Below are 25,962 nucleotides of genomic sequence, written 5' to 3' on the forward strand. Positions count from 1 at the left end.
TTGGATATCGTGAAAAACGGAGAGTGGAAAGAACGGGGACAGGAGGGCATCCTTTGGCTGGCAATCAACGCGAAGTACTCGCATACATCGCTGGCCGTGCGCTACCTGCGCGAATGCGTGCCAGGCTCGGAGATCTTGGAGCTCACGATCAACCATCAGCTGCTCGCGGCGCTCGGGGAGATCTATGAGCGGCGGCCGCGTGTCTTGGGCATTGCCTGCTACATCTGGAATATCGAGATGGTCAAGGACTTGCTGCGGCTCCTGCCGGCGGCGCTGCCCGATACCATCATCGTCTGCGGCGGCCCGGAGGTCTCATACGATACGGCAGCGTTTTTCAGGGAGTTCCCGATGGTCGACTTTGTCGTGCGCGGCGAGGGGGAGGAAGCTGTCGTGCAGCTCATTGAGCGGCTGCGCGCGGTGAAGCTCGATAAGGCGCGGGCTGCTGAGGTCAGCCGTCTGGTGAGTCTGCCGGGCGTCGCCATGCGTCGGGAGGACGGCAGCATCGACGAGAGCACGGCTGTGACCGTAGCGGATTTCTCACAGGTGCCCTTTGCTTACCGCGAGGCGGAGATGGAGCCCATCAAGGAACGCATTCTCTATTATGAGACATCGCGTGGCTGTCCGTTCTCCTGTGCTTACTGCCTGTCGTGTGCGACGGCCGGAGTGCGCTTTTTGCCGCTCGCGCGCGTCTTTGGCGAGCTCGATTTCTTCGTGCGCCACGACGTGCGTCAGGTCAAGTTTGTCGACCGGACGTTCAATGCCAAGAAGTCGCATTTCCTGCCCATCCTGCAGTACATCCTGGCCCTTCCTCAGACGGTGCGCACGAACTTTCACTTCGAGGTGGCCATCGATTACCTCGATGAAGACGTCCTAGAGACGCTGGCGCAGATGCCGCGCGGCCGCGTCCAGCTCGAGATCGGCATCCAGTCGACGAATGAGAAGACATTGCAGGCTGTCTCGCGCTGCAATCACTGGGAACAGATTGCCGCGCACATCCGGCGCATCCTCTCGTTCCACAACATGCACCTGCATGTCGACCTCATCATCGGCCTGCCGGGCGAGGGCATGGATTCGTTCGCGCGGTCGTTCAACGATGTCTACGAGCTGCACGCCGACATGCTGCAGCTCGGCTTCCTGAAGTTCCTCAAGGGCGCTTCGATGATGCAGCTCGTCGAGCCATACCGCTATGCGTACATGGCCATGGCACCGTACGAAGTGCTTCGGTCCGACGCCCTGACGTACGGAGAGATCCGCTGGTTCCACAGCTTCGAGGACGTCTTTGAGACGTACTACAATGCGGGCCGCTGCCGCCATACGGCCGACTTCTTGATAAAGGCGCAGGAGCACGGTGATGCCTTTGCGTTCTGGAAGCGCTTTACCGACTGGTGGGAGAATCATGGCTATCATAAGGTTGGCCATGCGACAAAAGACCTCTACGGCTTATTGCGCGATTTTGCAGGGGATGCGTATGGCACGGCGGCAGTTCTTCTCGACAACCTGCTGCGCTTTGATGCCCTGATGGCCGACGGCGGCCGCATCCGTCCCGTTTATCTCGACTGGGATATGGAAAAGCATCAAGATAAGACGGCACCCTTCTGGCGCAGCGAGAGGCCGCGCGCCTATCTGCCCGGCTTCGTCTTCGAGAACTGGCGTGCCGTGCGCGGCCGCTACCATATCGAGTTCTTTGCCTGCGATGTGCGAAAGGCTGCCGAAGGCATTGCCGAGCCGCGCGAGACGGTGTTGCTCTTCGACTTCACAGGCCCTGATGTGACATGCCAGGAAATCGTGCTATAATAGCTTTATCGTGCTATAATAGCTTTATTGATGAAAATAAGAGCGCAGCTGCAAGTGCCGCGCTGTAGAAATGAGGATGTGTGAACAATGAAATTAGCTGCAACTGATTTTGACGGGACGTTCGCGCCACACCGCCAGCCCGTCCCCGCGTCAAATATCGAAGCCGTCGCCAAGTGGCAGGCTGCTGGCAATAAATTCGGCATCTGCACGGGCAGGGGGCTGAGTCTCATCGAGTTCGAGCTGCGCAAGTACCCGGCGCTCCATCCCGACTACCTCGTCTGCAACAACGGTGCCGTCATCGTCAACGACAAGAGGGAGTTCCTGTCCAGCCTGTGTTTCGCGGAGACGCTCGTCAAGGGCATGCTCCGTCTGCCACTCATCCGCCAGACCAAGAACCCGATGCGATTGCTGACCGAGACGGATATGTATCTGCTCGATACCGGCTCGTCCATCGAGTTCGGCCTGGTCATCCCGATGGAGACGCTGACGTTTGAGCGCGCAGCGTCGATGGAGAAGGTCGTCCAGCTCAGCATGCGCTGCGGATCGGTGGAGGAGGCGGAAGCCGTGACGGCAGAAGTCGCGAAAGCCTTCCCAGAGGTCATCGGCAACATCAACCGCAACTACATTGACTTCAATCTCAAGGACGCCAACAAGCGCGACGGCCTGCGCCGCTTGCTGAAAGTGAGCGGCTGGCAGCCAGAAGAGACGCTCTTCATCGGCGACGACCAGAACGATCTGCCGGCGGTCAAATACTTTCACGGCTGCACCGTTGAAACGGCAGAGCCTTTCATGAAAGAAGCCGCTGTAGCTGTCTATCCTAGTGTAGGAGATATGCTGCTGGCCCATCTTTGATAACGGAGGGGCAGAAGTTGAACACCCGTCAAGCTCAGGCGGGAGGGATGCCTGAGCGCCTCTTACGCCAAGATGTCTGCAATAAAATAAAAAAGACTGTGCTGAAACACAGTCTTTTTTGTTGCCATTTGGTGAATCCTAGGATTACTTGTTGGCGTTAACGAGCTCCATGACACCAGCAGCGCTGCCCTCAGAACCGAGAACCTCTTTGATCTTGTGCTCAACGAGTTCCTTGATGTAGGAGCGGCCGTCAGCGCAGTACTGACGCGGGTCGAAGTGCTCCGGATGAGCGAAGAAGTGCTCGCGGATACCAGCCGTCATAGCGAGGCGCAGGTCGGAGTCGATGTTGATCTTGCAGACAGCGGATTTAGCAGCCTTGCGGAGCTGATCTTCCGGGATGCCTACAGCGTCATCGAGCTTGCCGCCGTTCTCGTTGATGATCTTGACGTACTTCGGGATGACGGAGGAAGCACCGTGCAGGACGATCGGGAACTCAGGGATCTTCTTCTCGATCTCAGCGAGGATGTCGAAGCGGAGCTCAGGCGGTACGAGAACGCCGTCAGCATTGCGCGTGCACTGCTCCGGTTTGAACTTGAATGCGCCATGGCTCGTGCCGATTGCGATAGCGAGGGAGTCAACGCCCGTCTCACGAACGAATTCCTCAACCTCTTCCGGCTGCGTGTAAGCTGCCTCGTGAGCAGCGACCTTTACATCATCTTCGATGCCGGCGAGTTTGCCGAGCTCAGCTTCGACAACGACGCCATGCTCATGTGCATAAGCAACGACTTCCTGCGTGCGCTTGATGTTCTCTTTGAACTCGTACTTGGAGCCATCGAACATTACGGACGTGAAGCCATCATCGATGCAGGCCTTGCAGGTCTCGAAATCCGGACCATGATCGAGGTGCAGAGCGATAGGAATATCGTTGACCTCGAGGGCTGCCTCGACGAGGTGACGGAGATACGGGCCCTTAGCGTACTTGCGTGCGCCAGCGGAAGCCTGGAGGATAACCGGGGAATTCAGCTCTGCAGCTGCTTCCGTGATACCCTGTACAATCTCCATGTTGTTGATGTTGAAAGCACCGATAGCGAAGCCGCCTTCGTAAGCTTTCTTGAACATTTCTTTCGTTCCAACTAATGGCATTTTTCATTACCCCCTAATGAAATCATGTTCACTTATACGAACTGACTTCATTATAGCATAGAACAGGCCCTTGGTGTATAGGCGAAAGTCAATTTTTATGAAAATATCGTCATTCGCGCGTAAATAATAGGAATTATCGTTTCGGATGATGGAAATCCGAGACAATCTGTTCCATATCGGACGGCAGGGGGGAGCGGACATCGATCATCTCGTTTGTCAGTGGATGGCGGAAGTGGAGCCGCGCGGCGTGCAAGGCCTGCCTCTTTATGCGCGTGAGGCTGCCGCCGTAGAGGTCGTCGCCGAGGAGCGGATGGCCGAGGTGCGCGAGGTGGACGCGGATCTGATGCGTGCGGCCCGTGTCAAGCATGAGGTGGACGAGCGAGAGATGCCCGTCTGTCTGCACGGTGTCGTAATGCGTGCGGGCGGCCTGTCCGTCGGGCGAGACTTTGCGCAGGATGATGCTCGGCAGCGCGCGGGCAATCGGCGCGTCGATGAGCCCCTCAGGCGGTGTGAGCTCGCCCTCAATCAATGCGAGGTACTCGCGGTGGAAGAGCTTGCCTTCGCCGCGGCGCGGCGTCAGCTTGTACTGAACCTGCGGGACCTTGGCGATGAGGACGAGGCCGGATGTGTTGCGGTCGAGCCGGTGCACGGGATGGTAGGCGTGGTGCTCGCCGTGCGCTCTGTACCAATATAATACAGCGTTGCCGAGCGTGCCATGCGCCTCTTTTGTCGTCGGGTGAACGAGCTGCCCCGCCGGCTTGTTGACGACCATCAGGTAGTCGTCCTCGTAGCGGATGTCGAGCGGCAGGTCTTCTGGCTCGATGTCCGACGGCCGCACGATGTCAAACGTTATGATATCGCCCGACCTGACTTCGGTGCGGGCGGCATTGCAGAGGATGCCATTCACACGGAAGGTGCCGGAGTGCTTGATGCGCTTCCACTGGGTGGAGGATATGCCTTCTTTCTGCGTCAGAAAAGCCTTGACGGGCATTCTCGTCAAGGCTTCTGGCAGTTCGACGCGGATCTGCGTCATTCTTTTGTCGTGTCCTTCGAAGAGGCCTGGCCGGTGAGCGGCGCCTTGTCGCCGCGTGCGATGGCGATGAGCCGGAAGGCGAGGGAGAGGATGATGGCGACGACCGTGGCGAGCGACATGCCCTTGAAGCTCACGGTGCCGATCGTCAGGCTGGCCGTCGAGACGCCGATGCCCATGACGATGGACGTCAAGAGGAGGTTCATCGGGTTGTTGTAGTCGACCTTGGCCTCGACGAGGATGCGGATGCCCGAGGCGGCGATGACGCCGAAGAGCAGCATGGAGACGCCGCCCATGACAGGCGTCGGGATGCTCTGGATGAGCGCAGCGAGCTTGCCGAGGCACGAGAGCAGGATGGCGAAGACGGCCGCGCCGCCAATGACCCAGGTCGAGAAGACCTTCGTGATGGCGAGGACGCCGATGTTCTCGCCGTACGTCGTGTTCGGCGTCGAGCCGAAGAAGCCCGAGATGATGGTCGAGAGGCCGTTGCCGAAGATGGAGCGGTCGAGACCGGGATCCTTCGTGAGGTCGTGGCCGACGATGTTGCCCGTGACGATCAGGTGGCCGATGTGCTCGACGATGACGACGAGCGAGGCGGGCAGGATGATGAGGATGGCGCCGAGGTCGAACTTCGGCGTGTAGAACGTCGGCAGGGCGAACCAAGGCGCGCTCTCGACAAGCGTCCAGTCGACGATGCCGCAGATGGCCGCGATGATGTAGCCACTGACGACGCCGATGAGGATCGGGATGATGGAGAGGAAGCCCTTGAAGGCGACGGAGGCGAAGATGGTGATGGCCAGCGTCGCGAGCGAGACGAACATCGCCGTGCTGTCCGCCTTGTCGCCCGTGAGGCCGGCCATGCCCGCGGCTGTCGGCATGAGCTCGAGGCCGATGACGGCGACGATGGCACCCATCGAGGCGGGCGGGAAGATCACATCGATCCAGCCCGTGCCGACGGCGCGCACGAGCAGGCCGACGAGGCAGAAGACGATGCCGACGCAGATGAAGCCGCCGAGGGCTGCCTCATAGCTGTACTGCGCGAGCACGAGGAAGACAGGCGAGAGGAAGGCAAAGCTCGAGCCGAGGTAGGCCGGGATCTTCCCCTTGCAGAGCACGAGGTAGAGGATCGTGCCGATGCCGTTGAACAGGAGGACCGTGGCCGGGTTGATCTTGAAGAGGATCGGTACGAGCACGGTGGAGCCGAACATCGCGAAGAGATGCTGCAGCGAGAGTGGGATCGTCTCGAGAAGCGGCAGCTTCTCTTCGACACCAATGGGACGTTTTTGCAAGATGAGACACTCCTTTCGATTACTATGACTGCTCTTGCGCGTCTAGTCTTATGGATCAATTCATTCCGTATCCAATTTATCATAGGATGGGACAGCTGTCCACTTTTCTTGTTTTCCCTTGAAAAAGCGGAAAATCTTATCATTTACAGGATAATATCTTCTGTTTTTTGCTGAGAATGTAACATGATGACTTTCATATGTGCTTCCCTAGAAAACATTTTTACGCAAAAATCGTGAAAGACGGTAGACAGGCCGCTGAAATTCTTGTATAATATGTCTCGATTAAACACTTTAACAAACAAAACGCCTGCGCTGTCCGTTTATGGCGGATGTGCCGGCAGATGTTTAGGGGGAGAAACATGGCGCTTATTGTAAAGAAATTCGGTGGCAGCTCGGTCGCTACCACAGAGAAAATCATGAATGTAGCGAAGAGAGTGCTCAGCGAGAAGCAGCCGGGCGACCAGATTGTCATGGTCGTATCTGCGATGGGCGACACGACGGATGATCTCATCACCCTGGCCAATGGCATCACGAAGGACCCGTACCAGTACGCGCGAGAGATGGACATGCTGCTGACGACGGGTGAGCAGGTTTCCATCGCGCTGCTCGCGATGGCCTTCAAGTCGCTCGGCCAGCCGGCCATTTCCCTGACGGGGCCGATGGCGGGCATGCGCACGGACTCTGTGCACACGAAGGGCCGCATCAAGGACATCCAGCCGAAGCGCGTCCATGAGGAACTCGACAAGGGCAACATCGTCGTCGTCGCTGGTTTCCAGGGCTCGGACGAGATCGGCGATCTCGTGACGCTCGGCCGCGGTGGCTCGGACACGTCGGCTGTCGCACTGGCCGGTGCACTCAAGGCCGACAGCTGCGAGATCTACACGGACGTCGACGGCGTCTACTCGGCTGACCCTCGCATCGTCAAGAATGCGCGCAAGATGAAGGAGATCACGTATTACGAGATGCTCGAGATGGCGCGCCTCGGCGCCGGCGTCATGCAGCCGCGTTCCGTCGAGATGGGCAAGTATTTCAACATCCCGATTCACGTTCGTTCGACGTTCACGAACAAACCGGGCACGATCATTAGGGAGGATTATACAATGGAAGATAAGGATTTTGTGATCCGCGGTGTCGCACACGATGAGAAGGTAGCAAAGATTGCCGTCCTGGGCATCCCGAACACGCCGGGCATCGCCCATGAGATTTTCTCGGCTCTCGCTGAGGCCAACATCGATGTCGACATGATCGTGCAGAGCATCCGCAACATCGAGAAGAATGTCACGGACATGGTCTTCACGGTGGCGACGGATGACCTGGCGCAGGCCAAGAAGGTCGTCGACAAGGTTGCCGATAAGCTCAACGCCATCGCCGTCCTCATCGAGGAGGATGTCGCGAAAGTCTCGATTGTCGGCGCCGGCATGCTCGGCAACCCGGGCATCGCAGCGCGCATGTTCGGCGCTCTGTCGAAGGCCCAGATCAACATCGATATCATCAGCACGTCGGAGATCAGCATTTCCTGCCTCGTCAAGGGCTCGCAGCTCAAGGATGCAGTCAATGCAATCCACGACGAGTTCTTCCCGGCTAAGGCATAAACATGAGGGAGCCGCTCTTTCGGGGGTGGCTCTTTCTTGTTGACCGCGCGCTGAGATCTTCCGATGCGCGGGGGAATCGAGATGCTGAGAAATATTGTATACGTTTTTTCGGTATATGGACATATGGGTGGAAAACGTTTATGATATACTCATTATATGGATATTGGTTTGTATGGAAGGAAGTTATTTTATGATGACGAGTATGGCGGCTTCGCATGCAGCGAGCAAGAGATTGAAGGATGCGATTTTTGGTGCGAGCGCAGCATGCCGCGAGGCAGCAGAGAAGTATGGCGCCGACAAGGTCACGAATGCGACGATGGGCGTCATGATGGACGAGGACGGCAAGTTCGCGAGCATCCCGACGATGGAGCGCGTCTTCCGCTCGCTGTCCATCGAGGATTACGCGCGCTATGCGCCAATCCCGGGGCTTCCTGAGTACCTCGACGCTGTCATTGACCTGACGTTTGCTGACCAGAAGCCGGAGGGCTACTTCGGTGCCATCGCGACGGCGGGCGGCACGGGTGCCATCCATCACGCTGTGGCTAACTATGCGGAGCGTGGCGATGAAGTCTTGACGGCCGACTGGTTCTGGGGCACCTACAACGTCATCTGCAACGAGTGCGGCTCGCATCTGACGAACTACAAGCTCTTCGATGCGGACAACAATTTCAACATCGAGGACTTCACGGCGAAGGTCGACGCGATCATGGCGAAGCAGGACAGCCTGCTGACGATCATCAACACGCCGGCCCATAACCCGACGGGCTTCAGCCTGACGGAGGAGGACTGGGACAATGTCCTCGACCTCACGAAGAAGTATGCAGCTAAGGGCAAGAAGATGAGCATCCTCGTCGACATCGCCTACATCGATTTCGCCGGCGAGAAGAACGAGACGCGCCGCTTCATGAAGAAGTTCGGCAATCTGCCGAGCAACATTCTCGTCATGTTCGCCTTCTCGATGTCGAAGGGCTACACGGCTTACGGCCAGCGCACGGGTGCACTCGTCGCCGTCTCCTCGAGCCAGGAAGTCATCACGGAGTTCAAGGAAGTCAACAAGTACACGAGCCGCGCGACGTGGTCGAACATCAACCGTGGCGCGATGACGCTGCTCGCCCGCATCCAGCAGGACAAGAGCGCGCTCGCACAGTTCGAGAAAGAGCGCGATGATTACTACAAGATGATCCAGCATCGCGGCAACCTCTTCATGGAAGAGGCGAAGGCATGCGGCCTCAATGCCCTTCCGTACAAGGGCGGCTTCTTCCTCGCCGTGCCGGCGAAGGACCCGCAGGCCGTCTGCGACAAGTTGCACGATGACCTGATCTTCGCAGTACCGCTGAAGCTCGGCGTCCGCATCGCCGCCTGCTCCGTCTCGGCCGAGAAGATGAAGGGCATCGCTCCGAAGGTCCTCAAGGCTCTGCAGGCCGTCGAAGGCTAATTTTCCCGATACGACCGAAAGGCCCGCATCCGCTTTTTGCGGCGGATGTCGGGCCTTTTTTCGCGCGCTTTTTTGTATGCGCTGAAATTTTTTTATTGATGTGTGCCGTGATTGATGTTATAGTTTAATTGTTAAGGTTTGTTAACACTGCACTACAATGCAATAGGTTCGTTTTCGTTCATGATCTAGGAGGACGCAGAAGAAGATGTTTAAGTTCAAGCAGAAGGACAGCGAGTTCTTTGACTTGTTCGTAGAAAGCGCCCAGTATTTCTACCAGGGTGCACTCATGATGGACGAAGTCATGCTGGATTACAGCAAGGCCGCTGACAAGGTGAAGGAAGTTGTTGACCTCGAGCACGCAGCCGATGCCGTAAACGATAAGATCATCGATAAGCTGAATCTGACCTTCATCACGCCGATTGACCGCGAGGATATCTACGCGCTGGCCAATGGCCTCGATGATGGTGTGGACAATCTGCAGGGGACCTTGCAGCGCATCGTGATGTACCGGACGGGCAAGGCGATGAGCGGCGCGGTCACGCTGACGAAGCTGCTTATCGAGAGCACCGAGGAGATTATCCGTGCGTTCTCGCTCTTGAAGAACATCCGCAAGAATCAGGCGCAGATCCTCGAGGCAACCCACAAGATTGGCCGCCTCGAGAGCGAGGGTGACCGCGTCTATCGCCATGAAGTCGCCTACCTCTTCGACAAAGAGAAAGATCCGATCGAGCTCATCAAGTGGAAGGACATCCTCGAGAACCTCGAGAACACGCTCGACCACTGCGAGAAGATTGCAGATATGCTCCGAGGAGTGGTAATGAAGTATGCCTGAACTCCAGCTCTTGATCTTTACAGTCATCGGGCTCGCACTGCTGTTTGACTTCATCAATGGCTTCCACGATACAGCCAATGCCATTGCAACGTCCGTCTCCACGCGAGCTCTCCATCCGAGCCACGCCATCATCATGGCGGCGTTCCTCAACTTTCTCGGTGCCATGTACAGCACGGGCGTCGCGAAGACCATCGGCGCGGACATCGTCAAGTCGGCCCAGCATGTCGACGAACACGTGATCATCGCGGCGCTCATCGGCGCGGTCGTCTGGAACCTCATTACCTGGTGGTTCGCTGTGCCGTCGAGCTCGTCGCATGCGCTCGTCGGCGGTGTCATCGGTGCGGTGCTCGTCTCCGTCGGCTCGGACGGCCTGAACTTCTACGGCATCGGCAAGATCGTGCTCTCGCTGATCGCCTCGCCGATCATCGCCATCGTGACGGGCTGTCTCGTCATGACCGTGCTCTTCCGCATCTTCGGGCGCTTCAGCCCGTCGGCCATCAACGGCAAATTCAAGAAGATGCAGATCCTCTCGGCTGCGATGATGGCCTTCTCGCACGGCTCGAACGATGCGCAGAAGTCGATGGGTATCATCACGCTGGCCCTGCTCTCGGGCGGCTACATCGACGTCTTCGAGGTCCCGACGTACGTCAAGGTCCTCGCGGCGACGGCGATGGCCTGCGGCACGGCCGTCGGCGGCTGGCGCATCATCAAGACAATCGGCGGCAAGATCTTCAAGCTCGAGCCGATCTCGGGCTTCGCTGCTGACCTCAACTCATCGATGGTCATCTTCTCGGCAACGCTCTTGCACCTGCCTGTCTCGACGACGCACGTCGTCTCGGGCTCCATCATGGGCGTCGGCACGGCCAAGCGCGTCAATGCCGTCCGCTGGGGCGTCGCACAGCAGATGGTTACGGCCTGGGTGCTGACGATCCCGTGCACGGCCGTGATGGGCGCCGTTGCCTACCAGTTCGTACTTTGGATCTTCAAATGAGAAATATGAAACCACGTTCCCGATGTTTGGACTGACATTTGAACCGGAACATGTGCTACAATAAGAGTAACACATGTTCCGGTTTTTGTTTCAGAAAGGGTTCAAGAAGGGGGCATTGACATGTTTGTCACGATACGGAAAGAGAGGAATATCCTGCCGGAAGTCATGCCGCGCGACCTCGCAGCGGATTACCAGCAGGAATACGCGAGCCGCATTGTTGCCGTCAAGCTCGACAACACGCTGCACGACCTGCAGACGCCGGTGGGCAAGTCGCGTTCTGTCGAATTTGTCGAGCTCGAGAGCGAAGAGGGCTGGATCATCTACCGGCGTACGGTCGAGTTCCTGTTGATCATGGCCGTGCACGAGCTCTATCCAGAGGCGGAAGTCGCGGCGATGTTCCGCGCCAACAACGGCCTTTACTGCGAGATCAGCGTGCCGGGGAAGCCGCTGACGCCGGAGATGGTCACGGCAATCGAGCGAGAGATGCGCGTCATCGTTCAGGAAAACCGCCCCATCGTCAAGGAGGTCTTCAGCCGCGACGAAGCGGTCAAGCTCTTCAAGGAGACGAAGCAGGTCGAGAAGGCCAATCTCATCGCTTCGCTCAAGCTGCCGAACGTCAGCATCTACCGCTGCGGCGGATACTGCGACTACCTCTACGGCGCGATGATCGGCTCGACGGGCCATCTTGGCAAGTTTGCGCTTGATATTTTTGAGTCCGGCGTCCTCCTGCGCACGCCAGACCTCAAGAGCCGCGGCAGCGTGCCGAAAACCATGCCGCAGCCAAAGCTCTCGGAGGTCTTGACCGAGGCGAAGAACTGGGCCGACATCCTGCGCTGCCGCTATGTCACAGACCTCAACCGGGCCATCCGCACGGGCCGCATCAGCGAGGTCATCCGCGTCTCGGAGGCCCTGCAGGAGAAGCACATCGCCGAGATTGCCGACTACATCGCCAAGCATTGCCGGAAGCTGCGCCTGATCCTCATCGCGGGGCCTTCCTCGTCGGGCAAGACGTCCTTCGCGCAGCGTCTGCGCGTGCAGATGCAGGTCATGGGGCTGCGACCCGTATCCATCTCGCTCGACAATTACTTCGTCAACCGCGAGGATACGCCGAAAACGCCAGCGGGGGCTTATGACTACGAATGCCTTGAGGCGCTTGATGTCGACCTCTTCAACAAGGACATGCTCGCACTGCTCAAGGGGGAGAGCGTCGTGCTGCCGCGCTACAACTTCAAGACGGGTGAACGCGAGTGGGAGGGACAGGAGCCGCTGACACTCGAGAAGAGCCAGCCCATCATCGTCGAGGGCATTCACGGCCTCAACGAAAAGCTCACGGCGGCCATCCCGCGTGACTACAAGTTCAAAATCTACGTCAGCGCGCTGACGCAGCTCAACATCGATGCCCATAACCGCATTCCGACGACAGATGCGCGCCTCATCCGCCGCCTCGTGCGCGACTACCAGTTCCGCGGCGCGAGCGCGCTGAAGACCCTCAAGCAGTGGCCGGATGTGCGCCAGGGTGAGGAGAAGTACATCTTCCCGTATCAGGAAGAGGCGGACGTCATGTTCAACTCCGCGATGATCTATGAGCTCGCAGCGCTGCGCCGCTACGCCGTGCCGATGCTCGAGGCCGTGACGCCGGATGTGCCGGAGTACACGAAGGCAAGGCGCCTGCTCGACTTCTGCCAGTACTTCCTCGATTTGCCCGATGAGGACGATGTGCCGAATAACTCCATCCTGCGCGAGTTCATCGGCAAGTCTGTGTTCTTCAAGGGAGAAGATTAGGTGTGAATGACAAGAAAGCTGCCCATTGTTCTGGGCAGCTTTTTGTTATCTGATATTTGATGTTGGGGGATGGGATTATTTGATCTTGTCTACGCCCCAGGCGTGGATGCCGTGCTCGTCGCCGAGGATGGCGGGGTCGAAGGCCGGTTCCTCGTGGCCCTCTTTCTTCTGCTTGACATAGTCGAACAGGGCGATGCGCGCGTACTTGGAGAGGCGGATGACGGCGTAGAGGTTGGTTAGGCACAGGAAGCCCATGAAGAGGTCGGCGAGGTTCCAGACGAGGGAGAGCTCAGCCAGGCAACCGAAGAAGACCATGATCACGACACCTGCGCGGAAGACGAGCAGGTATTTCCTGGTATTGCCTTCAAAGAAGGCGATGTTGATTTCTCCGTAGTAGTAGTTGCCGACGATGGAACTGAAGGCAAACAGCAAAATGAGGATGGAGACAGCTGCCGGTGCCAGTGGCCCGAAGATGCTCGCGAGCGATGCCTGGGCGAGCGCGATGCCGGTGAGCTCGCCACCGATCGTGTACTGCCCTGTCAGGAGAACGATGAAGGCCGTGGCAGAGCAGACGATCCAGGTGTCAACGTAGACGCCGAACGCCTGGACGAGGCCCTGCTTGATCGGGTGGGGGACATCGGCCGTCGCTGCGGCATTCGGCACGGAGCCTTCACCGGCCTCGTTGGAGAACAGGCCGCGCTTGACGCCGGTGATGACAGCTGTGCCGAGTCCGCCGCCGACAGCCGCCTGCGGCGAGAAGGCATCGTGGAGGATCAGGGCGAACATCGCCGGGACTTTATCGATGTTGAGCAGGATGATGGCAAGGGCCGTCAAGAGGTAGATGCCAGCCATGATGGGCACGAGGAATTCCGTGAACTTCGCGATGCGCGACATGCCGCCGAAGATGACGAGCGCCGTCAGCGCGCAGAGGAAGGCAGCGGAATAGATCGGGGCGATGCCGAAGGCCGTCTGGGCGGACAGCGCAATCGTGTTGGCCTGTACGGATACGTAGATGAGACCGAACGTCACCGAGATCAGGAAGGCGAAGAGCTTGGCTACGCCGGGCTGGCGCAGCGCATTCTTGATGTAGTAGGCCGGGCCGCCGTGGAACTTGCCGTTGCCGCGCGGCAGCTTGTAGATCTGGGCGAGCGTACTCTCGACGAAGCCCGTCGCACAGCCGAGGAAGGCGATGGCCCACATCCAGAAGACGGCACCGGGGCCGCCCGTGACGATGGCGATCGCGACGCCTGCGATGTTGCCGACGCCGACGCGCGAAGCCGTGCTGACGCAGAAGGCCTGGAAGGAGCTTATCGCATCGCCTTCCGTCTTGTGGCCGATGCCCTCCGTCAGCAGCCGGATCATCTCTGGCAGCATGCGCAGCTGTACAAACCGCGTGGAGAGCGTGAACCAGATGCCGCAGCCGACGAGCACGACGATGAGCACGTAGGACCACAGCACGTTGTTGATGGCGGAGACCACCGCATTCAATGCATCCATAAATCATACCTCACTTTTCTTGATGGATAGATAAATAAAATAAATTCTAATCCATATCATAAATATATACTTATTATAAAGAAATTTTCTACGAGAGTCAAGAAAGAACGAGAATCAGCAAGAAAAAGAGCGAAAGTGTAACAGAAGTCACGGCGGGGGAAACATGTTGCAGGTAGAATATCAAGCATAGCATTCATTCCCCCTTTTTTTACATGGATGAAACCTTGACATAACAGATCTTAACAAACGATTGCCAGGCCGTTGTATATGCGCCGTTGCATGACTGAGATACAGGAGGACTTTTTATGAGCATGTTTTTAGCCCCCATCCACTTTATGGTATACGGGAAGAATCAGCTGCAGGAGCAGCTCATCGCAGAGATCGCCAAGCGCGCTGCTGCGGAGGGCTGGGCCGAGGCGAGTGCGCTTGATGTGTACTGCAGCCGCGAGGACCGCCCGCTCGATGCGATCATCGACGTCTCGAATATCCACGGCTGGCTCTCAAAGAGCATCGCGGATGTCGAGCATCGCCTGGCGGCACTCGTCACGGAGCTCTTGTTCGGCCATCCGGAGCGTCTCGCTGTGCTCGAGGAGCTGGCGTACGAAGTGGGCAGGGAGCAGGCTGCGCCGGCCGATGCTGGGGCGGGCGAGCTCTTCCAGTATTTGACGACACACCTCGTCGACGGCATGCCGTGTGATGGCGTCAACATGATGCGCGACCAGACGGCCGAGACGTTCCGCTGGGATAAGACGGCGGATGTGCACAGCCACTACTGGACGGAAGTCGAAGGCAGCCCCGCCGTCTACCAGGCATTGCGCAGCAGATTCGTCGCGGGCATACTTTCTTCGACCGATTACGAAGTCAGCACGGCAGATGGGATAAGCTTCGTTCTGCAGAAGGCTTGAACGGATGAGCCGCAGCGCGTGCTGCGGTTTATTGATTTAAATGCGCGAAAATAGAGAAACTTTTTAAGAAAACTTCTTCTTTTTACTGTATTGACGTGGAATTTGTGTTGTGTTATGGTAGTCGTATCATCAAATCCCGGGTGAAACCGCGAAAAGATAGGAGGTTTTTCCATGAAGAAGATTATCAAGCACGTATTCAAGTCCTATGCAAACGTAGAGGCTCTGGGCAAAGTCATCAGCTTGAATGCATGATTCTGCCAGATAAAGCGCATATGAAAGAATAGTACGAAATGAGACGGAGAACACGGCGTTCTTCGCCTTTTTTGTATACAATTTATATACACAAGGTGCAAAGCGTCGAGAAATTTCACGACATCTATTGGTTTTTTCATCAAGCCTTGCTATAATGAAAGAAATAGTTTGTGTGGGGACATTGTTCCACCTGTTACAAACGGTGTTATACTTTTGGACAGTAAACAGTAAGGAGAATGTGTAAATGAAACTCGTAGTAACTGTTGTTGGTAAGGACCGCGTCGGCATCATCGCGATGGTCAGCCAGATCCTTGCCGAGAATAATGTCAACATCCTCAATATCAATCAGAATATCATGGATGGTTTCTTCAACATGGTCATGATTGCGGAGATCAGCGCGAGCAAGATCAATCTCGTAGAGCTGCAGAAGACGCTCAAGGAGAAGGGCAAGGAGATCAATGTCGACATCAAGGCACAGCATGAAGACATCTTCAATGTCATGCACAATGTCTGAGCGGCGTCACTTGTTCCGGATTGGCTTTTTATGACGTTTAGGAGGAAAAGAGCCCTGTGATAACGATAGATGATATTTTAGAAACAAACCGCATGATTACGGAAAACAAGCTCGATGTCCGCACGATCACGATGGGCATCTCGCTGCGCGACTGTGCGCATCCGAACATCGATAAGTTCTGCCAGAACGTGTACGACAAGATCACGAAGTCGGCGGAATTCCTCGTGAAGACGGGCGAGGACATCGAGACGGAGTACGGCATCCCCATCATCCACAAGCGCGTCTCGGTCACGCCGATTGCCATCGCGGCCGATGCCTGCAAGACTGACTCGTACGTGCCGGTCGCTGAGGCGATGGACCGCGCCGCCAAGGAAATCGGCATCAACTTCATCGGCGGCTTCTCGGCACTCGTCGAGAAGGGCTTCACGCACGGCGACCGCGTGCTCATCAACTCGATTCCTCAGGCCCTCGCGACGACGGACCTCGTCTGCTCCTCGGTGAACCTCGGTTCGACGAAGACGGGCATCAACATGGACTGCGTGCGCGAGATGGGCGAAGTCGTCAAGCGCACGGCAGAGCTCACGCGTGACCAGCAGGCGCTCGGCTGCGCGAAACTCGTCATCTTCTGCAACGCGCCGGGAGACAACCCGTTCATGGCGGGCGCCTTCCACGGCGTCAGTGAGGCGGATAAGGTCGTCAGCGTCGGCGTATCGGGGCCAGGCGTCGTCAAGCACGCTCTCGAAGACCTCAAGGGCGCGGACTTCACGGAGATCGCGGAGACGATCAAGCGCACGGCCTTCAAGATCACGCGCGTCGGCCAGCTCGTCGCGCGCGAGGCGTCGAAGCGCCTCGGCGTGCCGTTCGGCATCATCGACCTCTCGCTCGCACCGACGCCGGCTGTCGGCGACAGTGTCGCGCGCATCATCGAGGAGATGGGCATCGAGAGCTGCGGCGCACCGGGCACGACGGCAGCCCTCGCACTGCTCAACGATGCGGTCAAGAAGGGCGGCCTCATGGCCTCCTCGCACGTCGGCGGCCTCTCGGGTGCCTTCATCCCGGTCAGCGAGGACGAGGGCATGATCCATGCAGTCTCTGAGGGCAGCCTCTCCATCGAGAAGCTCGAGGCGATGACCTGCGTCTGCTCGGTCGGCCTCGACATGATCGCCATCGAGGGCGATACGTCGGCTGCGACGATCTCGGGCATCATCGCCGACGAGGCGGCTATCGGCATGATCAACAACAAGACGACGGCTGTCCGCGTCATCCCTGTGCCGGGCAAGAAGGTCGGCGACATGGTCGAGTTCGGCGGACTGCTCGGCTACTGCCCGATCGTGCCGGTGCGCAATCAGTACAGCTCCGAGGCCTTCATCGCGCGCGGCGGTCGCATCCCCGCACCGATCCGCAGCCTGACGAACTGATGTCAGCTGCCGGGCGCTTGTCACTTGCCAGACGCCTGGAATCTGCTATAATAGAATAAATCGTGAAACTCAGAAAGGGCTCAATTCATGGATTGGGCCCTTCCTTTTGCCATTTTTGCCATTTTGCAGAACAGGAAGTGGATTGCATGCGTGTAACGAAGAAGATACGGGAAGAGCAGCTGGCCATCCTCGAGGAGACATACCGCGGGGCAAAGCCGGAACTCATCTTCCATAACCCATTCGAGCTCCTGATTGCCGTCATCCTCTCGGCGCAGTGCACCGACAAGCGTGTCAATGTCACGACGAAGCGTCTCTTCTCGAAAGTAAAGTCGCCGGAGGACATCATGGCGATGGGCCTCGCGGCACTCGAGAATGAGATCCGCGACTGCGGGCTCTTCCGCAACAAGGCCAAGAACATCCTCGCGGCCTGCCAGATGCTCTGCACGGAGTTCGGCGGCCAGGTGCCGGATGATTTTGACGCACTGCAGCGGCTGCCGGGCGTCGGCCGCAAGACAGCCAATGTCGTCATGAGCGTGGCCTTCCATCATCCGGCCATCGCTGTGGACACGCATGTCTTCCGCATCGCGAACCGCCTGCAGCTCGCGACGGGCACGACGCCGCTGGCCGTGGAGCAGGGCCTCATGAAGAACATCCCGAAGGAGAAGTGGTCGGATGCGCATCACTGGCTCATCTGGCACGGCCGCAAGATCTGCAAGGCGAGGAAGCCCGCCTGTGATATCTGCCCGCTCGCGCCCGTCTGCCCGAGCGCAGAGCCGCTCACCGGCAGCGACACCAAGACCAAGTAAAGGAGAGAGAATATGGAGTACAGGAAGGCAACCTTTGCCGATATTGAGGAGATATACCATCTCGTGAACGACTATGCGACGGACGGTGTCATGCTCGCGCGCTCGCGCAATACGCTCTATGAGACGCTGCGCGACATGATTGTCGCTATCGATGACGAGGGCAAGGTCGTCGGTGTCGGCGGGCTCCACATCATCTGGGACCGCCTCGCCGAGATCCGCACGATGGCCGTGGCGCCTGACATGACGCGCCAGGGCATCGGTGCGGAGATCGTGCGCCGCCTCATCGAGGAAGGCGATGTGCTCGGCGTCGAGAAGTACTTCACGCTGACCTACAAGCCGGGTTTCTTCCAGAAGCTCGGCTTCCAGACCATCACGAAAGAAGAACTGCCGCACAAGGTCTGGAAGGAATGCATCGACTGCCCGAAGTTCCCGAACTGCGATGAGATCGCGATGGTCCGCGTCTGATTGCCGTCTGTGCGATACGCGTGATCGGTGCAATACATGTTTGCGGGGATTGCCTTGATTGTACAATTTTGGGCGATTCTGGAGAGAATGCATTGACATTCTGTAACAAATCTGGTATGGTAGTATACATCAAGTGAAATGCAGAGAATGAGAGAAGTAATCCCATGACTTCCTTGAAGAGAGCGCTGGGCTGGTGTGACAGCGCAGGGAGAGGGGATGAAATACACTCAGGAGCAGCAGGCTGAAGAGAGTAGGCCCCGCCGGAGCGCCACCGTTACCAGAGGCTAGGATATGTCAGTATCCGAAGTGAGAGGCTTGCATCGGCAAGCAGGGTGGTACCACGGGTATATCAGCTCGTCCCTGTAGAGGGGCGGGCTTTTTCTATTCTTCGGGGGATTGTCAGGAGGAAATCATTATGATCATTGTCATGAAACCAGATGCCACGAAAGAGAACATCCAGAAAGTCGAGGAGCGCCTGCATCAGGTCGGCCTCAAGGCACATCTGTCGACCGGTGAGGACTGCACAATCATCGGCGTCATCGGCGACCGCAAGAAGATCGCCAACCTCGAGGTCAGCATGCTCGAGGGCGTCGAGAAGACGGTGCGCATCACCGAGAAATACAAGCTCGTCAGTCGTCACTTCCATCCGGAGGACACGATTGTCGATGTCGGCGGTGTCAAGATTGGCGGCAAGGAAGTCGTCGTCATGGCCGGCCCGTGCTCGGTCGAGAGCATCGAGCAGCTGCGTGAAGCTGCCAAGGCTGTCAAGGCCGGCGGGGCGAAGTTCCTGCGCGGTGGTGCGTTCAAGCCGCGCACGAGCCCGTACGACTTCCAGGGGCTTGCCGAAGAAGGCCTCAAAATGTTGCGCGAGGTAGCTGATGAAGAAGGCCTCAAGGTCGTCACGGAGATCGTCGACAAGGACGACATCGAGCTCGTCGGCAAGTACGCCGATGTCTACCAGGTCGGCGCGCGCAACATGCAGAACTTCCAGCTCCTCAAAGCGCTCGGCAAGGCCAAGAAGCCGGTCATGCTCAAGCGCGGCCTCGCGGCGACCATCAGCGAGTGGCTCAATGCAGCCGAGTACATCATGGCGGGTGGCAATGAGCAGGTCATCTTCTGCGAGCGCGGCATCCGCACCTACGAGACATTCACGCGCAACACGCTGGATCTCAGCGCCGTCGCGGCCATCAAGGAACTCTCGCACCTGCCGATCATTGTCGACCCGAGCCACGGCACGGGCCGTTGGGAGATGGTCCGCCCGATGGCGCGCGCCGCTGTCGCCGCTGGCTGCGACGGCCTGATTATCGAGGTGCACCCGCATCCAGAAGTCGCGCTCTCCGATGGCGACCAGAGCCTCACGCCGAAGAACTTCAATGCCTTGATGGGTGAGCTCGGCAAGATTTGCACAGTCATGGGGCGCACGTTATGAGCCGTCTGAAACTCGCCATCATCGGCGTCGGCCTCATTGGCGGCTCGCTCGGTCTCTGCCTCAAGGATAAGCTCGGCGAGGACATCTACATCACGGGGCTCTGCCGCCATCAGGCCTCGATGGACCGCGCCGTCGCGCTCGGTGCCGTTGACTATGCCTCGGCCGATATCGAGGCCGTGGTCTCCGAAGCTGACATCGTCTTCCTGAGCCCTCCTGTCCTGCAGATCGTGCCGATGGTGGAAAAGATCCTGCCGTACCTCAAGAAAGGTTGCATCCTGACGGATGCGGGCAGCACGAAGGGGTACATCTGGCAGCACTTGCAGAAGATCCTGCCAGATGATATCTACTACATCGCCGGCCATCCGATGACGGGCCGCGAGAAGAGCGGTGTCGATGCCGCGATGAAGGACCTCTTCGTCGGCAAGGCGTACGTCATTGTCGAGGACACGGGGGCGCCGCCCGAGGCCCATGCGAAGCTCATGAGCGTGCTCAAGTACACAGGCGCGAACTTTACGACGCTCGACATCGCCAAGCACGACCGCTGTGCTTCGGTCATCAGCCATGTGCCGCATGTCACGGCTGCTGCGCTCGTCACTCTGCTCAACCGCTCTGGCGATGACCGCGACTCCTGCATCAAGCTCATCGGCGGCGGCTTCCGCGACACGACGCGCATCGCTTCGTCGAATGCCGACATGTGGGCTGATATCTGCATGACGAACGGCGAGGCCATCGCGAGCGACCTGCGTGAGTTGCAGGCCATCCTCGGCGAGGTCATCACGGCTGTCGAGCATCACGATCGCCAGGCCGTTCACGATTACTTTGCGGCTTCCAAGCAGCTGCGCGATCATCTCCTGCAGGATGCCAGCAAGAAATTCGATCCCAACTGATTTTTCTGCCCATGTGCCGGGATGGACCGCATCCCAGCGCATGGGTATTTCTCTTGCTGACATTATTGTGTTAGCATAGTATAATAAAAACAAACGCATAAGACAGAAGGTGACACACTTAATGAAAGTCGATTTAAAGGAATTAGCAGCGGCCTTTGCTCAGTCCGATGTGCGTCAAGGCTATGTCGACACCGCGGCGGGCAAAGTCATCATGATGGCAGATGACCTCGCCGAGCGCGATGCTATGCACTATGCCATGGTGATGGAAGAGGATTGGGAGCGCTATATCCCCATCCCGAATATCATGGATGAGGATGAGACGGCGATGATGCACGCGTTTGCTGCCTCACGCCCGCGCGAGGATGTAAAAGAACGTCTGTTTGAATCCTTGAAAGGGGCAGGCGCCGTGACGCGCTTCCGCCGTCAGGTTCGCCATCTCTTGCTGAAGCCTGCCTGGGAGTCCTTCAAGCAGGATTACCTGATGCAGGCCGCGCGCGACTGGTGTGAGGAGAATGCTGTCGAGTACCGGGAGCCGTGATGGCGTCCCGGTACCCGGTGCGCATAAATAAATGGTAAGTTGTGTAGAATTAGGAGGTCTTTTCTATGTCATTGATCAAGGGATTGCATCATGCGGCACTCAAGTGCAGCTGCCAGGCAGAATTTCAGGAAGCCATCCATTTCTATCGGGATGTCCTCGGGCTGCCCGTCAAGCGCAGCTGGGGTGAGGGCGATGAGGCCGGCATCATGTTTGATACAGGCGCCGGCCTCATCGAGATCTTCGCCCAGGGCGGCGAGAACCATGTTGAGGGATCCGTGCGCCATTTCGCACTCGCTACGGACGATCCGGACGCCTGCGTCAAGGCCGTCCGCGAGGCAGGCTATAAGATTACCGTTGAGCCGAATGATCTGACCATCCCTGCAGAGACGCCGTTCCCTGTCCGCATCGCCTTTGCTGTCGGGCCGTGCGGTGAGACCATCGAGTTCTTCAAGGAATGCTGAGGGAATGGGCGACAATGCGTATCTTTGTCGACACGGATGGCAATAGGCCTGCGCAGGGGGGCGATAAATTCCGGCAAGCGCTCTGCCTGTCTGTATTGCTGATGACCTGCTTGTACACAGGAGCATCCTCGTCAGCTGCTGCGGCACAGGCGATACAGCCGACGAGCCCTGCTCAGAATGCTGCTGCATCTGTGATAGCGGATGAGCGTGACAATGGCCTGAGCCGGGCCGTCCGCGCCCGAGCGGGCCTGAAGAACCGCATCTTCCTCAAGTACCGCGAGATGGCGGTCATCAGCGACGATCAGTACAGGATCACGCAGGCGGCCATCCGCGACAACCGCGCCCATCAGACGCCGCTCCGCACGAGTGAACTGCTCTTCAACAAGTGCATGCACGACGGGCGCTACAGCGAAGCGGCCATCACGGCTTCGCTAGCCGTGCTCGACAGCAGCACACCGGTCGACCGCGCCCGCTTCACGCTCCTGCAGGCAGAGGCGTGCCTTTTGCGCCAGGATGACCTTCATGCCATCATGCCGCTCCTGCAGCAGGCCAGTCGTGAACTCGCCGTTGCGGGCATGCATGATGCGGATTGGCAGCAGGCACAGGCGATGCTCGATGAGATGCAGGCTGACCTGCTGCCAAATTGAACAGTTGGATAATTCTATAGAAGTCGTCATATGCCTTTATGTCTTGCATATGGCGGCTTTTACATTCTGTAGGGAAGATATATCCATCAAGGAGGCGTATGTTTTTGAAGATTTTTGTCGATGCAGATGCCTGTCCGGTCGTGCATCAGATTGAGACTGTAGCGCGGAAATACAATGTGCCCGTTGTGCTGCTCTGCGATACGAATCACATCCTATCATCGGATTACAGCGAGGTCAGGGTTGTCGGGGCTGGTGCGGATGCAGTCGATCTTGCGCTGATCAATCTCTGCCGCGCGGGCGACATCGTGGTGACGCAGGATTATGGCGTGGCAGCGCTTGCGCTCGGCAAGCGGGCCTATGCCGTGCATCAGAACGGTTGGCAGTACACAGAGGAGAACATCGACCGCCTGCTCATGGAACGCCACGTCATGAAGAAGGCGCGGCGCGCTTCGGCAAAGTTCCACGGCAAAGGACCGCACAAGCGCACCGCGGCGGATGACGAGAAGTTTGCGCAGAAATTCGAACGGCTCTTGCAGCTGGTGGCGGCAGCCCGGGCAACGGCTGCAGCCATTGCGGGAAATGCCGTGCGTGAAGATGGTTTGCAAGATGATGCAGATGGTCTATAATGGGAAGAAATGTATTTTGCAAAGGAAACAGGTGAGCATATCATGGAAATGAACGATAAGGCTGAAAAGGCCGTGGCGTATAAACACAAGGACTGCAATTGCGCACAGGCGGTGCTGCTGGCTTTCGCCGATGAGCTCGAAAGGCCGGAGGAGGAGCTCCGGGCGCTCGGCTCGGGCTTTGGCATGGGCATGGGCTGTACGGAGGCGACGTGCGGGGCGCTCTGCGGCGCGAGCATGGTCATGGGCCTCTGCAACAAGAGCGGCAAGCCGACGGCGGCCATCATGCGCGAACTCCTGCACGAGTTCCAGGAAAAAGCCGGTGCCACGATCTGCAAGGACCTCAAGGGCATCGAGACGGGCAGGATGCTCTGCTCCTGTGACGACTGCGTGCGCTATGCCGTGCGCGCGGCAGAGCAGCGTCTTAGATGAGATTTCCTGCTGCGGCAGATTGACAATAGGGACGTCGGTCTGCTATACTGATGTTACAAGCGAATAGCGAAGGGGAGTAACCTCTTTGGTCTGCCGTCAACAAGCATGCCGCGCGAGCGGCTGGTGGTAGCGTTACGGATGTAATAGGTGAGACTTTCGCATGATACCCGGTTCACGGATACCATGCGGAAGTCTCTTTTTGTTTATGGATACCTGGAGAAAGGAATCAATCACATGGAAATCTTATCGATGCAATTCCTCATGGCCCTCGGCACGATCGTCCTGATGGACCTGCTGCTCGGCGGCGACAATGCTGTCGTCATCGCGATGGCGGCGAACAAACTGCCGGAGAATCTGCGCAAGAAGGCGATCCTCATCGGCACGGCCGGTGCCGTCATCATCCGCCTCGTCATGACGCTCGTGGCCGTATGGCTCTTGACCATCCCGTACCTGCAGGCCATCGGCGGCCTGATCCTCTTGCCGATTGCGGTGAAGTTGCTCGTGCCGGAGAAGAAGGACGAGCATGTTGAGGCGTCGGACAGCCTCATGGGTGCCGTGAAGACGATCATCATCGCCGATGCTGCGATGGGTGTCGACAACGTGCTGGCCATCGCCGGTGCGTCGCATGGCAGCTTCGTGCTTGTCGTCTTCGGCTTCCTCGTCAGCATCCCGATCATCGTGGGCGGCAGCACGCTCATCGGCAAGATCATGGACCGCTTTCCCGTCGTGCTCTACGCGGGTGCAGGCCTCTTAGGCTGGACGGCTGGCTCTATGATTGCCCACGACAAGATCCTCGGCACAATGATCACGAGCGCCGTCGGCGACTGGGCAGCCATTGCCATCCAGGCCGTCCTCGCCGCAGGCGTCATCCTCATCGGCTTCTGCATGAGCCGCCGCGCCAAGAGCCAAACGGCTTGAGCCTAGAGAAAAAACCTGCCCTCACCTTGATGGTGAGGGCAGGTTTTTTATGGCCAGGCGATGCCGTCGCCGTAGAAGTCACTGGGATGATCTGCAGTCTGGACGGTCATGAGGACAGGCATCTCGACCTGTGCGGCAATCCACTTCTGCAAGCGGTCGGCTTCTTCTGGGCGGAGCGGCTCTTTGACGATGACTTCGACCATGAAGCGCTTGTGGTCCACTTTGTTCTCCGTTTTTGGCTGATCCTTCTGGGGCGTTACGGATGTTAATGTGCCGCCCTGGATGGACAGGACCTCGGGGAAGAGAAGGGGGGCCTGCTGGGTGAGGAGCTCGATGGTCTGCTGGTCTGCGCTCGCGCGCTTGTAGGCCGGGTAATACTGCGCGGAGAGGTTCTTGTAGGAGACTTCCTTTTCGGAAGTACTCTGCTTCTCGAGCCGCGCATTGATGAGGTTCTGGACTTGCTCGCGGTCGAGTTCGCGCTGCCCCTGAATGACGACGAGCTCGAGGTCTTGGAGCCTGTTGCGCGCGTGCAGTTCGTCCTGAAGGGCATCAATCTCTTTCTCGGTCAGCAGCGTGCCCACGAGATCGACGGTGAGGACGTGGTCCTTTACGGTGTAGGAGACGACGCTCGTCGTCTGGAAATCCATGTCCTCGCTGATGAAGCTCTTGACCTGCATGTCGCGCAGATTCTCCTCGACCATCTGATAGGCGAGATAGATGCTCGGCGCCGTGATCAAGATGCCGAGAGCCGCCAGGATGATTCGCTGCCGCTGGAATTGTGAGGCTGCGACATCACCATGCGATGGGACGCCGAGGACTTTGAAGACGAGGAAGGCTGCGAGTGCGATGAAGAAGGCATTGATGAAAAAGAGGTACATCGCGCCGAGGAAGAAGGGGTAATGGCCAGATGCCAGCCCGTATCCGGCTGTGCAGAGCGGAGGCATCAGAGCGGTAGCGATGGCTACGCCGGGGATGACATTGCTCTTTTCCTGACGCGTATTGCCGACGGCCCCTGCAATGCCGCCGCACAGGGCGACGATGACATCCCAGATGGTAGGCGAGGTGCGTGCCAGAAGCTCGTCCGTCGAGTAGGCCAGCGGCGAGATGGCGAAGTAGAGGGAGGCCGTCAGGATGGCGAATCCCACCTGGAAGGCGAGCTTGATTATGGATTGACGGATGAAGTGCACATCGTATGTGGCCATGCCGTACCCGATGGCCACGATCCCGCCCATGAGCGGGGAGATCAGCATGGCGCCGATGATGACGGCAACGCTGTTCATGTTCAGCCCGACACAGGCAATCATGATGGCCATGACGAGGACGATGAGATTCGTCCCCGATACCGTCGCATCCGCAAGGATGCGCTGGTTGATTTCTTGGATGGAGGCGGCGCCTCCCTTTAGATTGAATAGATCACGCCACATCATTTC

Annotated in this window: 25 protein-coding genes and 1 other annotated feature; of the genes, 20 read left to right on the top strand and 5 right to left on the bottom strand. The window is 58.1% G+C overall.

Annotated elements, in window-relative coordinates; translation table 11 throughout:
* Positions 1 to 9: 9 nt before the first annotated feature.
* Positions 10 to 1,794, top strand: a complete 1,785-nt coding sequence (locus tag QDI87_RS00350; protein ID WP_244881928.1) for a B12-binding domain-containing radical SAM protein — start codon at positions 10 to 12, stop codon at positions 1,792 to 1,794.
* Between the two features lie 87 nt (positions 1,795 to 1,881).
* Positions 1,882 to 2,646 (top strand): HAD family hydrolase, encoded by a 765-nt coding sequence (locus tag QDI87_RS00355; RefSeq protein ID WP_036375248.1) that lies wholly within the window; start codon positions 1,882 to 1,884, stop codon positions 2,644 to 2,646.
* A gap of 144 nt (positions 2,647 to 2,790) precedes the next feature.
* Here the strand turns inward: QDI87_RS00355 and fba are convergent, their stop codons facing one another.
* From fba to uraA, 3 genes are all read right to left on the bottom strand, one after another.
* On the bottom strand, positions 2,791 to 3,789 hold the full coding sequence (gene fba, locus QDI87_RS00360; protein WP_036375251.1) for a class II fructose-1,6-bisphosphate aldolase: 999 nt from the start codon (positions 3,787 to 3,789) through the stop codon (positions 2,791 to 2,793).
* Between the two features lie 133 nt (positions 3,790 to 3,922).
* Positions 3,923 to 4,822 (bottom strand): RluA family pseudouridine synthase, encoded by a 900-nt coding sequence (locus tag QDI87_RS00365; protein WP_036375254.1) that lies wholly within the window; start codon positions 4,820 to 4,822, stop codon positions 3,923 to 3,925.
* Positions 4,819 to 6,108: a uracil permease gene (gene uraA, locus QDI87_RS00370; RefSeq protein ID WP_036375257.1), complete on the bottom strand. Its 1,290-nt coding sequence runs from the start codon at positions 6,106 to 6,108 to the stop codon at positions 4,819 to 4,821. Before uraA ends, QDI87_RS00365 begins: the two co-directional genes overlap by 4 nt.
* 359 nt (positions 6,109 to 6,467) lie before the next feature.
* On the opposite strand from uraA, the gene QDI87_RS00375 reads away from it, so the two are divergent.
* From QDI87_RS00375 to QDI87_RS00395, 5 genes are all read left to right on the top strand, one after another.
* Complete coding sequence (locus tag QDI87_RS00375; RefSeq protein ID WP_055162465.1) at positions 6,468 to 7,700, top strand: aspartate kinase; 1,233 nt, start codon at positions 6,468 to 6,470, stop codon at positions 7,698 to 7,700.
* Between the two features lie 190 nt (positions 7,701 to 7,890).
* On the top strand, positions 7,891 to 9,135 hold the full coding sequence (locus tag QDI87_RS00380; RefSeq protein WP_036375263.1) for an aminotransferase class I/II-fold pyridoxal phosphate-dependent enzyme: 1,245 nt from the start codon (positions 7,891 to 7,893) through the stop codon (positions 9,133 to 9,135).
* A 205-nt stretch (positions 9,136 to 9,340) separates the two neighbouring features.
* A complete protein-coding gene (locus tag QDI87_RS00385; protein WP_005839353.1) occupies positions 9,341 to 9,967 on the top strand; it encodes a DUF47 domain-containing protein in 627 nt (208 codons plus the stop codon).
* The gene (locus QDI87_RS00390) at positions 9,960 to 10,958 is read left to right on the top strand and encodes an inorganic phosphate transporter (RefSeq protein ID WP_036375275.1); all 999 of its coding nucleotides are present in this window, start codon (positions 9,960 to 9,962) and stop codon (positions 10,956 to 10,958) included. The genes QDI87_RS00385 and QDI87_RS00390 overlap by 8 nt, the downstream gene beginning before the upstream one ends.
* A 120-nt stretch (positions 10,959 to 11,078) precedes the next feature.
* Positions 11,079 to 12,740: a nucleoside kinase gene (locus QDI87_RS00395; RefSeq protein WP_278741913.1), complete on the top strand. Its 1,662-nt coding sequence runs from the start codon at positions 11,079 to 11,081 to the stop codon at positions 12,738 to 12,740.
* A 75-nt stretch (positions 12,741 to 12,815) separates the two neighbouring features.
* Here QDI87_RS00395 and QDI87_RS00400 read toward each other — a convergent pair whose 3' ends face one another.
* Positions 12,816 to 14,237, bottom strand: a complete 1,422-nt coding sequence (locus QDI87_RS00400; protein ID WP_278741914.1) for an alanine/glycine:cation symporter family protein — start codon at positions 14,235 to 14,237, stop codon at positions 12,816 to 12,818.
* 305 nt (positions 14,238 to 14,542) lie between these two features.
* Here QDI87_RS00400 and QDI87_RS00405 point away from each other — a divergent pair, with 305 nt between their 5' ends.
* The 13 genes from QDI87_RS00405 (at position 14,543) to QDI87_RS00465 (ending at position 24,532) form a co-directional block, all read left to right on the top strand.
* A complete protein-coding gene (locus QDI87_RS00405; RefSeq protein ID WP_278741915.1) occupies positions 14,543 to 15,142 on the top strand; it encodes a hypothetical protein in 600 nt (199 codons plus the stop codon).
* Positions 15,143 to 15,638: 496 nt separating this feature from the next.
* Complete coding sequence (locus tag QDI87_RS00410) at positions 15,639 to 15,908, top strand: ACT domain-containing protein (RefSeq protein WP_036375285.1); 270 nt, start codon at positions 15,639 to 15,641, stop codon at positions 15,906 to 15,908.
* A gap of 56 nt (positions 15,909 to 15,964) precedes the next feature.
* A complete protein-coding gene (locus QDI87_RS00415) occupies positions 15,965 to 17,326 on the top strand; it encodes a PFL family protein (RefSeq protein WP_036375288.1) in 1,362 nt (453 codons plus the stop codon).
* A gap of 146 nt (positions 17,327 to 17,472) precedes the next feature.
* Positions 17,473 to 18,132 (top strand): endonuclease III, encoded by a 660-nt coding sequence (nth, locus tag QDI87_RS00420; RefSeq protein WP_278741916.1) that lies wholly within the window; start codon positions 17,473 to 17,475, stop codon positions 18,130 to 18,132.
* Positions 18,133 to 18,144: 12 nt separating this feature from the next.
* Positions 18,145 to 18,597 carry an N-acetyltransferase gene (locus QDI87_RS00425; RefSeq protein WP_278741917.1) on the top strand — a complete coding sequence of 151 codons (453 nt, stop codon included), beginning with the start codon at positions 18,145 to 18,147 and terminating at the stop codon, positions 18,595 to 18,597.
* Between the two features lie 134 nt (positions 18,598 to 18,731).
* Positions 18,732 to 18,962: a binding site (T-box leader), on the top strand.
* A 50-nt stretch (positions 18,963 to 19,012) separates the two neighbouring features.
* The gene (gene aroF / locus QDI87_RS00430; RefSeq protein WP_278741918.1) at positions 19,013 to 20,026 is read left to right on the top strand and encodes a 3-deoxy-7-phosphoheptulonate synthase; all 1,014 of its coding nucleotides are present in this window, start codon (positions 19,013 to 19,015) and stop codon (positions 20,024 to 20,026) included.
* Positions 20,023 to 20,913, top strand: a complete 891-nt coding sequence (locus tag QDI87_RS00435; protein ID WP_278741919.1) for a prephenate dehydrogenase — start codon at positions 20,023 to 20,025, stop codon at positions 20,911 to 20,913. Before aroF ends, QDI87_RS00435 begins: the two co-directional genes overlap by 4 nt.
* Positions 20,914 to 21,034: 121 nt before the next feature.
* On the top strand, positions 21,035 to 21,451 hold the full coding sequence (locus QDI87_RS00440; protein WP_226866773.1) for a UPF0158 family protein: 417 nt from the start codon (positions 21,035 to 21,037) through the stop codon (positions 21,449 to 21,451).
* A 65-nt stretch (positions 21,452 to 21,516) separates the two neighbouring features.
* Positions 21,517 to 21,912 carry a VOC family protein gene (locus tag QDI87_RS00445; protein ID WP_036375301.1) on the top strand — a complete coding sequence of 132 codons (396 nt, stop codon included), beginning with the start codon at positions 21,517 to 21,519 and terminating at the stop codon, positions 21,910 to 21,912.
* A gap of 14 nt (positions 21,913 to 21,926) precedes the next feature.
* Entirely contained in the window at positions 21,927 to 22,559 is a 633-nt protein-coding gene (locus QDI87_RS00450) for a hypothetical protein (RefSeq protein WP_155948061.1), read from the top strand.
* Between the two features lie 104 nt (positions 22,560 to 22,663).
* Positions 22,664 to 23,185, top strand: a complete 522-nt coding sequence (locus QDI87_RS00455) for a YaiI/YqxD family protein (RefSeq protein ID WP_081828405.1) — start codon at positions 22,664 to 22,666, stop codon at positions 23,183 to 23,185.
* A gap of 42 nt (positions 23,186 to 23,227) precedes the next feature.
* Positions 23,228 to 23,614: a C-GCAxxG-C-C family protein gene (locus tag QDI87_RS00460; RefSeq protein ID WP_036375304.1), complete on the top strand. Its 387-nt coding sequence runs from the start codon at positions 23,228 to 23,230 to the stop codon at positions 23,612 to 23,614.
* 234 nt (positions 23,615 to 23,848) lie between these two features.
* A complete protein-coding gene (locus QDI87_RS00465) occupies positions 23,849 to 24,532 on the top strand; it encodes a TerC family protein (RefSeq protein ID WP_278741921.1) in 684 nt (227 codons plus the stop codon).
* A 47-nt stretch (positions 24,533 to 24,579) separates the two neighbouring features.
* On the opposite strand, the gene QDI87_RS00470 is transcribed toward QDI87_RS00465, so the two are convergent.
* Positions 24,580 to 25,959 carry a DUF389 domain-containing protein gene (locus QDI87_RS00470; protein WP_278741922.1) on the bottom strand — a complete coding sequence of 460 codons (1,380 nt, stop codon included), beginning with the start codon at positions 25,957 to 25,959 and terminating at the stop codon, positions 24,580 to 24,582.
* Between the last annotated feature and the right edge of the window lie 3 nt (positions 25,960 to 25,962).

This window comes from Mitsuokella jalaludinii (assembly GCF_928722185.1).
GTDB lineage: Bacteria > Bacillota > Negativicutes > Selenomonadales > Selenomonadaceae > Mitsuokella > Mitsuokella jalaludinii.